This window comes from Bacteroides stercoris ATCC 43183 (assembly GCF_025147325.1).
GTDB classification, from domain to species: Bacteria; Bacteroidota; Bacteroidia; order Bacteroidales; family Bacteroidaceae; genus Bacteroides; species Bacteroides stercoris.
On sequence record NZ_CP102262.1, the window covers coordinates 1,585,876 to 1,601,749 of the forward strand.

A 15,874-nucleotide genomic window follows, 5' to 3' on the forward strand; every position below is an offset into this window, starting at 1 on the left:
TTAAACTCGGAAACTCAATTAAAATAGCTTGAACCTTATGAAGTATAATTTTGATGAAGTGATTGAACGCCGCGGTACGGACTCCGTAAAATGGGACGGCGTGGAGAATGTATGGGGACGTAAAGATTTGCTTCCCATGTGGGTGGCCGATATGGATTTCCGTACGCCGCCTTTTGTGATGGATGCGTTGCGCCGTCGTCTCGACCACGAGGTTTTGGGATATACTTTTGCCTGTGAGGAGTGGTATACCTCTATTTGCAGTTGGTTGCACAAGCGTCACCAGTGGGATGTTACGCGTGATATGCTGACGTTTGTTCCCGGAATTGTACGCGGGCAGGCCTTTGCGCTGCAATGCTTTACCAAACCGGGCGACAAGGTAATGGTAATGACTCCGGTGTACCATCCTTTTTTCCTGGTGACCGAACGCTTGGGACGCGAAGTGGTCTATTCTCCGCTCGATTTGTACGACGGGCATTATCATATTGATTTTGAGCGTTTCTCTAAGGATATCCGGGGATGCAGGTTGCTTATCCTTTGTAATCCCCATAATCCGGGCGGACGTGTATGGACGGTCGAAGAACTGCGTCGGATAGCGGATATTTGTAAAGAGAGCGGGACTATGGTCGTTTCCGACGAGATACACGCAGATCTTACCTTACCCCCTTATAAGCATCATCCTTTCGCCACGGTGTCCGAGGCTGCCGCACAGAATTCTCTTACTTTTATGGCTCCCAGCAAGGCTTTCAATATGCCGGGATTGGGCAGTTCGTATGCCATAGCGGTGAATGAGGATATTCGTCGGCGTTTCCGGGAGTTTATGGAAGCGGGCGAGTTCTGCGAAGGGCATTTATTTGCTTACATCGGCGCTGCAGCTGCCTATACGCACGGTGAAGAGTGGCTGGAACAGGTACTCGGATATGTACAGGCCAATATCGACTTTACGGAGAATTATCTGAAAGAACATGTTCCGGGCATCGGTATGATACGCCCGCAGGCCTCTTATCTCGTTTTTCTGGATTGTAGGGCATTGGGCCTGCCGCAAGAGAAGTTGGCAAGACTGTTTGCGGAAAAAGCTCATCTGGCCCTGAATGACGGGACGATGTTCGGCAAACCGGGAGAAGGCTTTATGCGGTTGAATGTAGGCTGTCCCCGTTCGGTGCTGCAAAAAGCGCTGGAACAACTGTCCGCAGCGGTTAAGGAAGAGATGGCAAAGGGATAGGGCTGGCAGAAATACATGGTTGAATGGCGGCGTTACCTATTTATAATGACTGTCGTTCTTTAATATACCTATATCAGGTGATTGCGGCATCGGGTGCGATGCCGTATCTTTGCAACATCAGATTTAAAGAATGAATTAGTTAGTCATAATTACGTAACCACTTTTATGAAGATAAAAGGATCCCCGTTTTCCGATGCGACATCGTGAAGCGGGGATTTGTTTTGTGGCGGATGCGGCGGAGATACCTGCCGGACTGATGAAGTTCCAGCGGCAGGTCAATATGTTTTCCTCCTATGGGGAAACGGGTTTTGCATTCTTTCTTCCGGCAGGCTGTGTGGAAGAAAGGATTATAAAGTATCTTTAATATCGCTCAGTTCTACCAGCTTGTTCACAATGGCATAGATGGTGAGGCCTGCGGGAGAATGTATCTGCAACTTGCGTGCAATGTTGCGGCGGTGGGTGATGACGGTATGGATAGACAGATACAGTTTGTCGGCAATCGCCTTGTTGGTCATGCCTTTTACGACGCAGGTAATGATTTCCTTTTCACGTTGGCTGAGCGTTTCCTGTTCGCTGTCCTTCTCATCTTCTTCTTCGGTATGGAGAAGACGGTTGATTTTTGTGGTAATCATTTCGATATCGTCACAGATGGCGATGCTTTCGTCATACTCTTTCAGCGCATTATTGTCGATGACGGAACATACCAATGCGATGTATTTGATACTGTTTCCGTTATGGTTTGTCTTGAAAGAGGGCAGGTCGAACCAACCGCCGAAAGTAGGGTTTACGATTACAATATCGGGAGTGTGCAGATGTATAAAGTTCTGCAATGCTTCCGGTGACGACACCTCGATGGGGTGCGCATTCAGATTGGGAATGCGTTTGAGCACTGCCGCAAGACCACTTCGTACAATGACCGAAGTTTCTGCAACAACTATTTTCAGAGAAATATTATTGTTCATCTTTCAGTCTTTTTTCTATTTGCGCTACGGCGGGAACAAACATATAGTCTTCTACCTGGCAATGCGATGCAAGGTCCTGTTCGCAATTGAAGATGTCGAAAAGGACGGCGTTCAGAAGATTGTTGTTCTCTTTTTCCGGATAGTACTTGATGATGATGTTTTTCAGTTCCTTCAGCTTGGTGTCTATCTGGTTGTGCTTGCTGGCGAAAGTGGCGATGTTGTACACATCGGACGGTCTGCCTTGCAGCAGTTGCTCCACGTAAGTGAAGACGGCTTTGTTTTCGTATTCCATGTGGCGGCGCACTTCTTTGGCGTATTCGTCAAAGAACTTAAGGATGAGATAAGCCACATCATTGTCTCTGGAGCAGTCTATGGCTTCTATCAGCTTACGGCGCATGGCAGGCAGGTTGAAGTCGAGGAAGTAGGCGTGTGCGCGTTTCAGATAATCCATCAGTGCCGGAATCGAGAATGAATCATTGTCCGCACTGTACGAGTATTGCTCCTCGCTGATGAAATTGGCTACGGCGAGGAAAGTGCGGTAGTCTACATGCTGGGCTTCGCAGACATCCTTTACACTCTTGTCTCCGAAGCCGAGCGACAGCCCGAAACGGCTCATCACCATTAATAAGGAGTAATTGTCACAGATGAGGTCGCTCATCTTGTCCGTAGCCCGATATTTATGTTGTTCATTCATTGCAGGTTATTTCTTTCCACTCTATGTTTCGGGCGCAAAGTAACGGCTTTTCTTCGAGAACTGCAATCGCTATTTGTAGGTATTTTGACCGGTGTGATATACTAATCCGGATTGATTTTTTATCTTTGTCGAGATTAACGGTAAAACTTCTTTGCTATGAAACGGACTTTATTGGCTTTGATTGCCGCCATTGTATCTTTGGGAAGCGCCGAACCGCTTTCCGCCTGTACTTCTGCCGTAATTTCCGGCAAGGTTACCCCCGACGGACGTCCTTTGTTGTGGAAGAACCGCGATACGGACTTTCCGCAAAACAGCGTGAGATACTTCTCCGGCGGTCGCTATCCTTTTGTAGCCGTTGTGAACAGTGTGGAAGACAATCCGACGGATGTGTGGATAGGTACGAACGCCGCGGGCTTCTCCATTATGAATACGCAATCCTATAATCTGGTCGAGCTGAAACCCGGTGAGGAGCGTGGAGAGGCCAACGGACGGGTAATGCGGCGTGCGTTGGAAGTGTGTGCCACGGTGAAGGATTTCCGACAATTTCTCGATACGCTGTCCAAGCCCAGCCTGATAGAGGCCAACTTCGGTGTGATTGATGCCAAAGGCGGTGCTGCCATGTTCGAAGTGGATTATTACGAGTATGTGGTGTACGATGCCAACAATCCCAAGGATGCGCCTTGCGGATACATTGCACGCACCAACTTCTCTTTTTCCGGCAAGGTGAATGAGGGAGCGGGTTATGTCCGCTTTATGCAGGAAGATAAGCTGCTGATGCCGGCCTCTGCTACGGAACAGATTACGCCGCAATGGATATTCAGGGAACTTTCCCGCTCTTTTGCCAATCCGCTTTTGGGGATTGATTTGAAGAGCGGGGATTTCAATCGTCCTAAGACAACGGGGTGGTTTGTAGACCAGGACTTCATCGCACGCAGCAGTACGGCAAGTTCGGTGGTGGTGCAGGGCGTGAAAGAAGGGGAGCGGCCCGAACTCACTACGATGTGGACAATTCTGGGGTATCCGCCTACCGGAGTGGCAATGCCCGTCTGGGTGAAAGGGGCGGACAAGGCTTTGCCGAGGTTGCTGGTTCGTGATGAAGCAAAGAAGGTTTCTCCTTTGGGCAATTGGTCGGTAATACTGGCAGGGGATGTTTTCTCTTACGGGCAAGGTATGGGCAGCAACCGCTATATGAACTGGGAAAGGCTTTATAATACCGATAAGAACGGCTATATGCAGTTGCTGGCTCCGGTAGAGGATGAGGTGTTCCGGCGCACCGTACCGGTATTGAAAGAGTGGCGCAGGAAAGGGGAAGCGGATGTAAAGGCAATGCAGTCGCTCTATAATGAGCTGGATGCGTTCATTGAAGCCGAATATGCGGAATTATTTGAACTTTAATTACTTATTATTGATTTTATACATGAAACACAAACTGATTATCTGCATTTCCGCTCTTTGTCTGGGGCTTGCCGGAAATGTGCAGGCGCAAAACAAGAAAATGTATCGGAACGGTTGGATCGATTTCAACAAGAACGGGGTGAAGGACATTTATGAAGACCCTTCCCAACCGGTTGAAAAGCGGGTAGCCGACCTGCTCTCCCAAATGTCAGTGGAAGAGAAAACCTGCCAACTGGCAACTCTTTACGGCTACGGACGTGTGTTAAAGGATTCCCTGCCCGTTGCCGGCTGGAAAAACGAAATATGGAAAGACGGCATTGCCAATATCGATGAGATGCTGAACGGCGTGGGAAAGAAGTCTGCGCAGGTTCCCGGTTTATTGTACCCTTTCAGCAATCATGCCGAGGCCGTCAATACCGTGCAACGCTGGTTTGTGGAGGAAACCCGTTTGGGGATTCCCGTTGACTTCACGAATGAGGGGATTCACGGACTGAACCACACCAAAGCCACTCCGTTGCCTGCTCCTATTGCCATCGGAAGCACCTGGAACAAAGAGCTTGTCCGCCGTGCCGGTGTCATAGCCGGACAAGAGGCGAAAGCGTTGGGATATACCAATGTGTATGCTCCCATACTGGATATCGTACGCGACCCGCGTTGGGGACGTACACTGGAGTGTTATGGAGAAGAACCCTATCTGATAGCGGCTTTGGGAACGGAAATGGTGAACGGCATCCAGTCGCAGGGAGTAGCCGCCACCTTGAAGCACTATGCAGTTTACAGCGTGCCCAAAGGCGGGCGTGACGGGAATTGCCGTACCGACCCGCATGTGGCTCCGCGCGAGTTGCACGAACTGTTTCTTTATCCTTTTAAGAAGGTCATTCAGAACTCGCATCCTATGGGAGTGATGAGCAGTTATAACGATTGGGACGGTGTGCCCGTATCCGCCAGCTACTATTTTCTGACGGAATTGCTGCGCGAGGAGTATGGCTTCGACGGCTATGTGGTGAGCGACAGCGAGGCTGTGGAGTTTGTGGAGTCCAAGCATCATGTGGCGGATACCTATGATGAGGCTGTGCGTCAGGTTTTGGAAGCCGGCTTGAATGTGCGTACCCACTTTACTCCGCCTTCCGATTTTATTCTGCCCATCCGCCGGTTGCTGGAAGAAAAGAAGATTTCAATGGCTGTGATAGACAAGCGTGTGTCGGAAGTGCTGCGGGTGAAATTCCGCTTGGGACTGTTCGACCAACCTTATGTAGCCGATACGAAAGCCGCCGACAGAGTAGGCGGGGCAGACCGGAATATGGATTTTGTGAAGCAGATGCAGCAACAGGCACTTGTGCTTCTGAAAAACGAGAATAATATCCTTCCGCTGGATAAACGGCAGATAAAGAAGGTGCTGGTGACCGGCCCGTTGGCTGATGAGGATAACTTTATGACCAGCCGTTACGGCCCTAACGGACTGGAGACGGTTACCGTGCTTGCCGGTTTGCGTAATTATCTGAAAGGCATTGCCGAAGTGGATTATGCCAAAGGCTGTGATATTGTGGATGCAGGTTGGCCTGCCACAGAGATATTGCCTGCGCCCATGAGCGAACAGGAAAAGCAAGGCATTGCCGAAGCCGTAGCAAAAGCCGGTGAAAGTGATGTCATTATTGCCGTGCTTGGCGAGGATGAGTATCGTACGGGAGAGAGCCGTTCGCGTACTTCGCTCGACTTGCCGGGACGCCAGCAGCAATTACTTGAGGCATTGCATGCAACGGGAAAGCCGGTGATACTGGTGCTGATAAACGGGCAGCCGCTCACCGTCAACTGGGCAAATGCTTATATCCCAGCCATCTTGGAGTCGTGGTTTCCTGGTTGTCAGGGGGGAACGGTGATTGCGGAGACTCTGTTTGGCGAGCATAATCCGGGTGGCAAACTGACAGTGACTTTCCCTAAGAGCGTAGGACAGATAGAGCTGAACTTCCCTTTCAAACCCGGTTCGCATGGCGCTCAACCGCATTCCGGTCCAAACGGTTCGGGCGCAACACGCATCATCGGCGAACTGTATCCGTTCGGTTTCGGTCTGAGCTATACGACTTTTGCTTACTCCGATTTGGAAGTCTCTCCGTTGCAACAGCATACGCAGGGCGAATATACGATTAAAGTCAACGTTACGAATACTGGAAAACGTGCGGGTGACGAGGTGGTGCAATTGTATGTACGCGATAAGGTGAGCAGTGTCATTACCTACGATTCGCAGTTGCGCGGTTTTGAGAGGGTATCCTTGCAACCGGGTGAAACCAGGCAGGTCACTTTCTCCTTGAAGCCGGAAGACTTGCAGATTCTGGACCGCAATATGAACTGGACAGTGGAGCCGGGCGAGTTTGAGGTTATGATAGGCGCATCCAGCCAGGACATAAGGCTGAAAAAGACAATAACGGCTTTGCCTTGACGATAGCCGGGTGCAAAGGCTCGGAAAGGTTTTAGGGGCTGTGCCGGTTGCGGGCAGGTTTACGATAGCTGGGAACGGAGATATGCAAGTATCTCCGTTTCTTGTTCCGGATGGAACCAGCGTATCTCTTCGTCCCTCTTGAACCACGTCATCTGCTTACGGGAGTAGATGCGTGAATTCTGCTGGATTTTCTCAATGGCAAAAGGCAGTGTCCATTCACCGTCCAGATAGTTGAAGATTTCCTTGTAGCCTACGGTGTTCAGTGAATTGAGTGCACGGTGAGGGTAGACACTGCGGGCTTCCTCTACCAGTCCGTCCGTTATCATCTGTTCTACGCGTTGGTTGATACGGGCATATAATTCTTCACGGTCACGGGTGAGTCCTATTTTGATGATGCGGAAGGGGCGTTCTTTCTTTTGCTGTGTGCGGAAAGAGGTGTAGGTCTTGCCAGTCATATAACAGATTTCCAGTGCGTGGATTACCCGTTTGTGGTTCTTCAGGTCTACGATTTTGTAATATTCCGGGTCCAGCAGTTTCAGTTCGGCACAGAGGTGCTCCAAACCTTCCGTTTCGTATTTGTGCAGCATAAGCCGGCGGGTTTCGGCATCTACGGTAGGAATGTCGTCAATGCCTTTGCATACGGCATCTACGTACATCATGGAGCCGCCGGTCAGGAGTACGACCTCGTGCTGGGTATAGAGTTGCTCAAGAAGTTGCAGTACTTCGGCTTCATATTGGGCGGCACTGTAATAGTCGGTCAGTTGCAGTGTGCCTACAAAGTAATGCCGTACCCGTTGCAGTTGTTCCGGGGTAGGGGCGGCCGTACCGATTTTCAAATCGGCATAAAGCTGTCGTGAATCGGCGGAAATGATACATGTTCCGAAGTGTTCCGCCAGTCGGAGACTGAGTTCTGTCTTTCCTACTCCCGTGGGGCCTATAAGTACTATCAATGTTTTCATGAGATTGCAACAAAATAATTCGGGCGAAAAACAATTGCATCCTTTGAAACGAATGTATCCTCAAGGGAAGTCTCGTTGTCATTGGAGCAGGTGCTATTCGCCCGAACCGGTTTATCAGAATTTGTCGTCTTCGTAAGCAATACCTGCGGCTCCATCGTCCAAACCGCCGAATCCTTCTTTATCGAAGTCTTCCATGTCGAAGTCCTGGTCGCCGTAGAAACTTTCGTCCAAGTCGAGCGAGCCGCTGGCAGCAGCCATTTCTTCAAAGTCAACGGTCTGCTTGGGAGCCTCTCCGGCTTTCTTGGTGCATTTTGCTCCGGTCATATTCTTGCCGGTAATGATTTCGGAGAGTTCGATGAAGAAACAACGTTCTGTCATGTAGTCGAACACGTACAGAAGTTTCTGCTTTTCGTCCTCTACCAATTCGCTGACCTGAGTGTCTTTCATCACCCAACTGTCTATTTCCGGATTGTCGTCCATTTCTTCGAGGGTAACTTCTTTTTCCTTTTCCCAATCATCGTCGCAGATGAAGAAAGAGGTCATCTGGTCGTCGGTATAACCTACTGATTTCACGATGGCTTCATGAAAATCATAGAACGTGGCTTCCGGGTCAATCTGTATTTCTCTGATGAAGTCGTCCGCTTCATCGGAGATGAGGGTAAATCTATATATCATATTATTAACTTTTTATTTGCTTGCAGGAATAATGCCGCGAGCCGATTCGCGTATAAAGTTTACAATATAGCTGATTTCTGGGGTCATTTCCATTTCATTCTCAATCTTTTTCAAAGCTTCCGTATTGTTCAGTCCACTTTGATAGATAATGCGGTAGGCGTTGTGAATGGCCTCGATGGTTTCGTTGGAGAAACCGCGACGGCGCAGTCCCACGATGTTGATGCCTGCATAGCAGATGGGCTCCCGTCCGGCTATGATGTACGGCGGTATGTCTTTGCTGAAGCGGCATCCGCCCTGTATCATGCCGAATCCGCCTACGTGGCAGAACTGGTGCATCAGTACGTTGGCGCTGATGATGGAATTGTCGTCTATGACAATCTCGCCTGCCATTTTTGTGGAATTGCCGATGATGCAACCGTTGCCGATAAAGGCATCGTGTGCAACATGTACACCTTCCATCAGCAGGTTGTTGCTGCCAACGATTGTCTTTCCTTTGGCAGCTGTACCCCGGTTGATTGTCACGTTCTCGCGGATGGTATTATTATTGCCTATCTCGGCGGTAGTCTCTTCTCCCCGGAATTTCAGGTCTTGCGGGATAGCACCGATTACAGCTCCGGGAAAGATTGTATTCCCGTTGCCGATGCGTGAACCGTACAGAATGTTGGCATTCGCCATAATCTTATTGTTATCGCCGATTACCACATTCTTGTCGATGAAAACAAAAGGAGCAATCTCTACGTTTTCCCCGATTTTCGCTTCGGGATGAATATACGCTAAGGGACTTATCATAATTAATTTACTTGTTTTTTACTATTTGAGCCATAAATTCAGCCTCACACACTACCTTTTCGCCTACAAATACATAGCCTTTCATAGTAGAGATACCCCGGCGGATAGGAGCCAGCAGTTCGACACGGAAAATCAAAGTATCTCCCGGCACTACTTTCTGGCGGAACTTGACGCCGTCTATCTTCATAAAGTAGGTGGAATAGCGTTCGGGTTCGTCTACGGAGTTCAGAACAAGTAAACCGCCTGTCTGCGCCATGGCCTCTACCTGCAATACGCCCGGCATGACGGGTTCTTGCGGGAAGTGTCCCTGGAAGAAAGGTTCGTTGGCTGTTACGTTCTTGACACCTACGATGTAGTTGGCACCTATCTCAATTACTTTATCTACCAGTTGGAACGGATAGCGGTGCGGCAACAGTTCACGGATGCGGTTTACATCCATAATGGGTTCGCGGTTGCAGTCGTAAGTAGGGGCCTGTATCTCGTGCAGACGGATTTCCTTACGCATCTGGCGGGCAAACTTGTTGTTGATGGTATGTCCCGGACGTGTGGCAATGATACGTCCCTTGATGGGCTTGCCAATCAGAGCCAGGTCGCCGATAACGTCCAGCAGTTTGTGGCGGGCGCATTCGTTGGGCCATACCAGCGGTTTGTGGTTGATGTAACCCAACTGTTTGGCGTCCATGTGAGGCACGCCCATTACGTCGGCAAGCTTGTCATAGGCATTCTGCGGCATTTCACGTTCATAGATAACAATGGCGTTGTCCAGGTCGCCGCCTTTGATAAGTCCGGCTTGCAACAGCGGTTCTATCTCACGTACAAATACGAAAGTGCGGCTGGCTGCTACTTCATCCTTGAACTTTGCCATATCTTCCAATGTGGCAAACTGGTTGGGGATGATGGTCGAGTCGTAGGATACCAGTACGTTCAGACTGAAGTTTTCATCGGGCAATACGATGATGGATGAGCCGGTGGCATCGTCACGGAATTCAATCTTGGATTTGATGATATAGAAATCCTTTACGGCACTTTGTTCCACCGTACCTACACGTTCTATTTCGTTGACATAATATTGGGCACTTCCATCCAGGATAGGAAATTCCGGACCGTTCACCTGAATAAGGCAGTTATCTATGCCCAAAGCGTAAAGCGCAGCCATGCCGTGCTCTACGGTACTTATCTTAACCCCGTTTTTGGAAAGCACGGTGCCGCGTGTCGTTTCGGTCACGTTATCGGCAACAGCGTCAATGATAGGCTGACCTTCCAGGTCGGTACGCTGAATCTTATATCCGTGATTGTCCGGAGCAGGGTTGAAAGTAACGGTCAGATCAAGTCCAGTGTGAAGACCTTTCCCACTGAGTGAAAAGCTGTCTTTCAGAGTCTTTTGTTTCAACATTGGTTACTTATTTAATTGTTTTTTTAATTCATCGAGTTCTTTGCGGAGCGCATTCAACTCAAAGTACATATCCGGCAGCTTGCGGAATACGGACTGTGACTTGAAGTAGGGCTTCACTTCCATAGGCGGCGTACCTATTAATACACTGCTTTCTTTAATACTGCTGGGAACACCGGATTGTGCGCCAAGGTTCACTTTGTTTCCGATGTGGATGTGTCCGGCTATACCCACCTGACCGCCAAACATACACCATTCGCCTACTTTGGTGGAACCGGCTATGCCCACTTGGGCCGCCATTACCGTATGCGAACCGATTTCATCATTATGTGCCACCTGCACCAGATTATCCAGTTTTACACCGCTGTGAACGATAGTCGCTCCCATCGTGGCACGGTCTACACATGTATTGGCGCCGATTTCCACATTGTCTTCCAATAGGGTGATTCCGATTTGGGGAATCTTTTCATACCCTTCGGGAGTGGGGGCGAAACCGAAACCGTCTGCACCGATTACACAGCCGGCATGCAGGATGCAACGGTTGCCTACGCGACAATCGTGGTAGATTGTTGCATTTGCGTAAATAATGCAATCATTGCCTACTTTAGCACCGCTTCCGATAGTGGCATGCGGATGAATTACCGTATTGTCGCCCACTTCTGCATGGTCTCCTACATAAGCAAAAGGCGCAATGTAAACATCTTTGCCTATTTTGGCAGTTTCGGCAACGTATGCGCGCGGGTCGATGCCGGTGCGTTTCGGTTTGCTCTGTTCATACAGGTTTAATAATTTGGCAAGGCTTTCGTAGGCATTGTCTACCTTAATCATGGTAGCTTTTACTTCCTGTTCGGGAGTGAAATCCTTATTAACCAAAACAATACTCGATTGGGTTTCATACAGATAAGGTATGTATTTAGGGTTGGATAAGAAAGAGATTGCCCCCGGTATTCCTTCTTCAATCTTGGCGAAGGTATGCACGGTTGCATTCTCGTCTCCTACGATTTCTCCTTGTATAAATGTTGCAATTTGTTTAGCAGAGAACTCCATGTTTTATTGTTGTTAGATGGTTTCAAAACACAAATAACGGACTTTTTTTTTATATATCCTTGTCCTGCGGTGAATATTTTATACTTATCTATGCAAACGTTGATAACATAAGTAGTACTTTTTTACTTTTTTTGAGAGTAGGGAGATGTTGAGCATGTCCGATGCTTCGGCTATGTTTTTAATGGAGCCGTCGTTGTACAGGATGTCGATGCTGTCGTCTGCCGGGTCGTACATATTCTTCTCAATGCTTGGGGTAGAGATAAAATAACCGGCTTCGGAAAGAGGGATGTCCAGCTGTTTGCCGATTTGCCGGGTGATTTCTTCTTTACGCTCCTCGCTGAAAGGTTCGGTGGAGATTTCCACTTTGAATATGTTACGGTTAACCATGCCCATACTTAGTGTGGAAAGCACCCTGTCCGGATGTGTGCTCCATACTTTCAGGGCAGTCCAAAGATCGTTGTCGTCCAGTTGGATAAAGTTTTCCAGGCAGTCCGGGTTATTGTAGAATATTTCCCGGTTGATATCATTGTATAAAAAGAATTTCAGTGCGGGCGGGGCAAACAAGTCCACGCCTTTGCCGGCTAACTCCTTGGCACGCAGCAGGGTGCTGATGAGCATCTTTTCGTAGGCAACCGATGTCTTATGCAGATATACCTGCCAGTACATCAGGCGGCGTGCAGTGAGGAAGTTTTCGATAGAGTAGATTCCTTTGGATTCTACGACCAGATGGTCGTCTTTTACATCGAGCATCTTGATGATGCGCGCCGAACCTATGTTACCTTCCGTCACTCCGGTATAGAAGCTGTCGCGGCGCAGGTAGTCGAGGCGGTCCATGTCCAGTTGTCCGCTTACCAGCTGGTGGAGGAAACGCTTGGGATATTCGTCCTTGAATATTTGGATGGCAAGTGTCAGTTGCCCGTTTATTTCTTTGTTGATGCGTTCCATGAGCATCAGGGAAATGTCTTCGTGCGAGACACCTTTTACAATAGTATCTTCAAGCACGTGCGAGAACGGACCGTGCCCGATGTCGTGCATGAGGATAGCCGCCTGTACGGCTTCCGCTTCACTGTCGAAAATGAAGTTTCCCTTGGCGGTAAGTTGCTGGATAGCTTCACTCATAAGGTAGAATGCCCCCAGTGAGTGCTGGAACCGGGTATGCTGTGCGCCGGGATACACCACGGACGATAATCCCAATTGTTTGATACGGGTGAGGCGTTGCAAAAGGGGATGTCGTACAAGGTCGTACAGCAGTCCTTTGGGTATGTTGATGAATCCGAACACCGGATCGTTGATGATTTTACGTTCGTAAGGCATAGCTAAGTATTTGAGGACAAAGGTAATTTGTTTTTAGGAGATGACAAAATATGATGCTATACAAGGAAGTTCATCACCAGTCGTGTTGAGATGATAACCTCTAAGTTGTAAATCGCAGTAGGTTTATATTTTGAGATGAAGGTGTGTCAAAATGCACACCTTCTGTTTTTTACGCACAAAGCCCCGACTTTCACAAGCTGGGGCTTTGTTATTACCTAAAGATTTTGTATCTTTAAGCATAAGTTCTTTACTATGACAAAGATACATTTTCGTCCTTACAATCCCAACCAAACCGTTCTTTTTCCTCAAAGAATTGATGAGGATATTGCAGAAAACGATCCGGTGCGCATGGTTGACGCCCTGGTTGAGGGCTTGAATCTTGAAAGTTTCAGAAAACTGTATAAGGAATGCGGTCGCAGCCCTTACCACCCCAAGATGATGCTCAAGGTCATTCTGTATGCCTATATGAACAACATCTACTCCTGCCGGAAAATTGAAAAACTCCTTCACCGTGACATCCATTATATCTGGCTGGCCGGATATGAGAAACCGGATTTCATTACCATCAACCGTTTCCGCAACCGGGTGAAGAAGGAAATTAACGAAGTGTTTACGCAAACCGTACTTCTTCTCTCTTCCAAAGGCTTCATCAGCCTGAATGTGGAATATATTGACGGGACAAAGCTCGAATCCAAAGCCAACAAGTACACTTTCGTCTGGCGAAAAACGGTTGAGCGGAACCGTGAACGCCTGATGAAGAAGATACATGTCCTGTTAGGGCAGATAGACGATGTCATTGCTCAGGAGAAGTCATCAGAGAACAATGAGGAAGTTGAGTTCACTCCGGCCATGCTGACTGAAATGGCAGGAGAATTGCGTCATGCACTGGAACAGGTTTCCGAGCCATCCGCGAAAGAGGAAAAGACTGAACTGAAAAAGAAACGCAAACAGCTGAAGGAACTGGAAGAACACAGGGACAAACTGCAGGAATACGACTGCCATCTGGAAACACTGCAAGAGAGGAATTCCTATTCCAAGACGGACAAGGACGCTACTTTTATGAGAATGAAGGAGGATGCCATGCGCAACGGACAGACGAAGCCCGGTTACAACCTTCAAATCGGCACCGAAAATCAGTTCATCACCGATTTTGCACTCTTCCCGAACCCTACGGATACACTGACCCTGATTCCTTTCCTGCAATCTTTTTCAAACAGGTATGAACGGATGGCCCATACGGTGGTTGCTGATTCCGGCTATGGCTCCGAAGAGAATTACCGCTTCATGTCCGAAAACGGCATGGAAGCCTACGTAAAGTACAACTATTTCCACATGGAGCAGCGGCCGAGATTCAAACCGGCCCCGTTCAAGGCCGAAAACTTCTACTACAATGAAGAACATGACTTCTGCATCTGCCCTATGGGGCAAAGGATGCGGAGGATAGGCACCAGGAATGTGAAAACCGCATCCGGATATGTCAGCGAAAATGCACGGTACAGAGCTGTCAGGTGTGAAGGTTGTCCCCTGCGATGCCGCTGTTTTAAAGCAAAAGGAAACAGGACGATAGAACTGAATCATAGGCTTAGACAATACAAGCGGAGAGCCAAAGAACTGCTCTGCTCTGAGAAAGGACTGAAACACAGAGGGCAGAGATGCATAGAACCGGAGGCCGTGTTCGGACAAATTAAAAACAATATGAACTACAAACGTTTCCGACATTTTGGAAAGGACAAGGTCTTCATGGACTTTGCCTTCCTAGCCATTGCCTTCAATATAAAAAAAATGTGTGCAAAACTGACAAAAGAAGATACGAAATGGCTGATTGGATGGTTTTATGAACTTACTGTCGCTTTATTTAGATGCTGGAGACACATAAATCAAAGAAATCTTCGAATTATCGCAGCTTAAAGAAAATGAACAGATTTGTATAGTGATGAACAAAAAAGAGGTGCATCGTGCATTACGACACACCTTCGTCTCTGTCAAGTTCTCCTTCATTGAAAACATTTGCAATGTGGCGGGCTATGACAGATTGGTCCTTTTGAAACCTTCGAGCATATCATGCGGGATTATCATGTATTGATACGAACCGGGCAGAATCGGCGAAATGGGTAGTTGTTCACCTGATTCTGCCCGGTTATGTTTAAAATAAGTTCTTATTTGCTTCTCAGAGTATCGCTTTCAGCTGTTCCGCCATCTGAGCCTGTACTTCCTGTGCGGCTTTGCGTGCAGCAGCTGCGAAATTTTCGGTCTTGTCTACATAGATGATACCGCGGCTGGAGTTAACAATCAGCCCGCAAGTCTTGTTCATGCCGTACTTGCAGACCTCTTCCAATGAACCGCCTTGCGCACCTACGCCGGGCACTAAAAGGAAGTGGTTGGGAACAATCTTACGAATATCTTCGAAAGCACGTCCTTGGGTGGCGCCTACCACGTACATCATTTGCTCGTCGTTTGCCCATTCCTGTGACTTGCGCAATACTTTTTCAAAGAGACGTTCACCGTTTTTGTCTTCCGTCAGTTGGAAGTCGTGCGAACCTTTGTTGCTGGTCAGTGCGAGCAGGATAACCCATTTGCCTTCGTAGGTGAGGAATGGAGTAACGCTGTCTTCGCCCATATAAGGAGCTACGGTTACCGAGTCTATGTCCAGTTCTTCAAAGAAAGTACGTGCATACATGGCAGAGGTATTACCGATGTCGCCGCGTTTGGCATCGGCGATGATAAACTGGTCGGGATAGTTCTGCTTGATGTAGTTCACGGTCTTTTCAAAGGCAATCCAGCCTTTTACTCCCATGCTCTCATAGAAAGCGAGATTCGGTTTGTAGGCGATACACAGGTCGGCTGTTGCATCGATAATCGCTTTGTTGAAGACAAAGATGGGGTCTTCTTCTTTCAGCAGGTGTTCCGGAATCTTTTTGATATCCGTGTCCAGACCTACGCATAGAAATGATTTCTTGCGTTTGATATTCTCAAAGAGTTGTTGTTTGTTCATATCG

The 15,874-nt window shown here is 48.3% G+C and carries 14 protein-coding genes; 5 read left to right on the forward strand and 9 right to left on the reverse strand.

The window, feature by feature from the left end:
- Positions 1–37 precede the first annotated feature (37 nt).
- Entirely contained in the window at positions 38–1,219 is a 1,182-nt protein-coding gene (locus NQ565_RS06475) for a MalY/PatB family protein (RefSeq protein ID WP_005658024.1), read from the forward strand.
- A gap of 193 nt (positions 1,220–1,412) precedes the next feature.
- Positions 1,413–1,583, forward strand: a complete 171-nt coding sequence (locus NQ565_RS06480; protein WP_005658021.1) for a hypothetical protein — start codon at positions 1,413–1,415, stop codon at positions 1,581–1,583.
- Here the strand turns inward: NQ565_RS06480 and NQ565_RS06485 are convergent.
- Complete coding sequence (locus NQ565_RS06485) at positions 1,567–2,181, reverse strand: response regulator transcription factor (RefSeq protein ID WP_005658017.1); 615 nt, start codon at positions 2,179–2,181, stop codon at positions 1,567–1,569. The genes NQ565_RS06480 and NQ565_RS06485 overlap by 17 nt on opposite strands.
- Entirely contained in the window at positions 2,171–2,875 is a 705-nt protein-coding gene (locus tag NQ565_RS06490) for a hemerythrin domain-containing protein (RefSeq protein ID WP_005658014.1), read from the reverse strand. The genes NQ565_RS06485 and NQ565_RS06490 overlap by 11 nt, the downstream gene beginning before the upstream one ends.
- Before the next feature lie 156 nt (positions 2,876–3,031).
- On the opposite strand from NQ565_RS06490, the gene NQ565_RS06495 reads away from it, so the two are divergent.
- Positions 3,032–4,270 (forward strand): C45 family peptidase, encoded by a 1,239-nt coding sequence (locus NQ565_RS06495; RefSeq protein ID WP_005658012.1) that lies wholly within the window; start codon positions 3,032–3,034, stop codon positions 4,268–4,270.
- Positions 4,271–4,292: 22 nt separating this feature from the next.
- The gene (locus NQ565_RS06500) at positions 4,293–6,704 is read left to right on the forward strand and encodes a glycoside hydrolase family 3 N-terminal domain-containing protein (RefSeq protein WP_040316320.1); all 2,412 of its coding nucleotides are present in this window, start codon (positions 4,293–4,295) and stop codon (positions 6,702–6,704) included.
- 59 nt (positions 6,705–6,763) lie between these two features.
- Here the strand turns inward: NQ565_RS06500 and miaA are convergent, their stop codons facing one another.
- The 6 genes from miaA to NQ565_RS06530 all read right to left on the reverse strand — a co-directional run bounded on the left by miaA (position 6,764) and on the right by NQ565_RS06530 (position 12,878).
- On the reverse strand, positions 6,764–7,663 hold the full coding sequence (miaA, locus tag NQ565_RS06505) for a tRNA (adenosine(37)-N6)-dimethylallyltransferase MiaA (RefSeq protein ID WP_005658007.1): 900 nt from the start codon (positions 7,661–7,663) through the stop codon (positions 6,764–6,766).
- Positions 7,664–7,777: 114 nt separating this feature from the next.
- Entirely contained in the window at positions 7,778–8,338 is a 561-nt protein-coding gene (locus NQ565_RS06510) for an IS1096 element passenger TnpR family protein (protein ID WP_005658005.1), read from the reverse strand.
- Positions 8,339–8,350: 12 nt separating this feature from the next.
- On the reverse strand, positions 8,351–9,127 hold the full coding sequence (gene lpxA / locus NQ565_RS06515) for an acyl-ACP--UDP-N-acetylglucosamine O-acyltransferase (RefSeq protein WP_005658004.1): 777 nt from the start codon (positions 9,125–9,127) through the stop codon (positions 8,351–8,353).
- Positions 9,128–9,134: 7 nt separating this feature from the next.
- Positions 9,135–10,520, reverse strand: coding sequence for a bifunctional UDP-3-O-[3-hydroxymyristoyl] N-acetylglucosamine deacetylase/3-hydroxyacyl-ACP dehydratase (locus tag NQ565_RS06520; RefSeq protein WP_005658002.1), 1,386 nt, complete (start codon positions 10,518–10,520; stop codon positions 9,135–9,137).
- Between the two features lie 3 nt (positions 10,521–10,523).
- Complete coding sequence (lpxD, locus tag NQ565_RS06525) at positions 10,524–11,564, reverse strand: UDP-3-O-(3-hydroxymyristoyl)glucosamine N-acyltransferase (RefSeq protein ID WP_005658001.1); 1,041 nt, start codon at positions 11,562–11,564, stop codon at positions 10,524–10,526.
- An 84-nt stretch (positions 11,565–11,648) separates the two neighbouring features.
- Positions 11,649–12,878: an HD domain-containing protein gene (locus NQ565_RS06530; RefSeq protein WP_005657999.1), complete on the reverse strand. Its 1,230-nt coding sequence runs from the start codon at positions 12,876–12,878 to the stop codon at positions 11,649–11,651.
- Between the two features lie 252 nt (positions 12,879–13,130).
- On the opposite strand from NQ565_RS06530, the gene NQ565_RS06535 reads away from it, so the two are divergent.
- A complete protein-coding gene (locus NQ565_RS06535; RefSeq protein WP_005656266.1) occupies positions 13,131–14,786 on the forward strand; it encodes an IS1182 family transposase in 1,656 nt (551 codons plus the stop codon).
- A 259-nt stretch (positions 14,787–15,045) separates the two neighbouring features.
- On the opposite strand, the gene pyrF is transcribed toward NQ565_RS06535, so the two are convergent.
- Positions 15,046–15,870, reverse strand: a complete 825-nt coding sequence (pyrF, locus tag NQ565_RS06540; RefSeq protein WP_005657995.1) for an orotidine-5'-phosphate decarboxylase — start codon at positions 15,868–15,870, stop codon at positions 15,046–15,048.
- Positions 15,871–15,874: the final 4 nt, after the last annotated feature.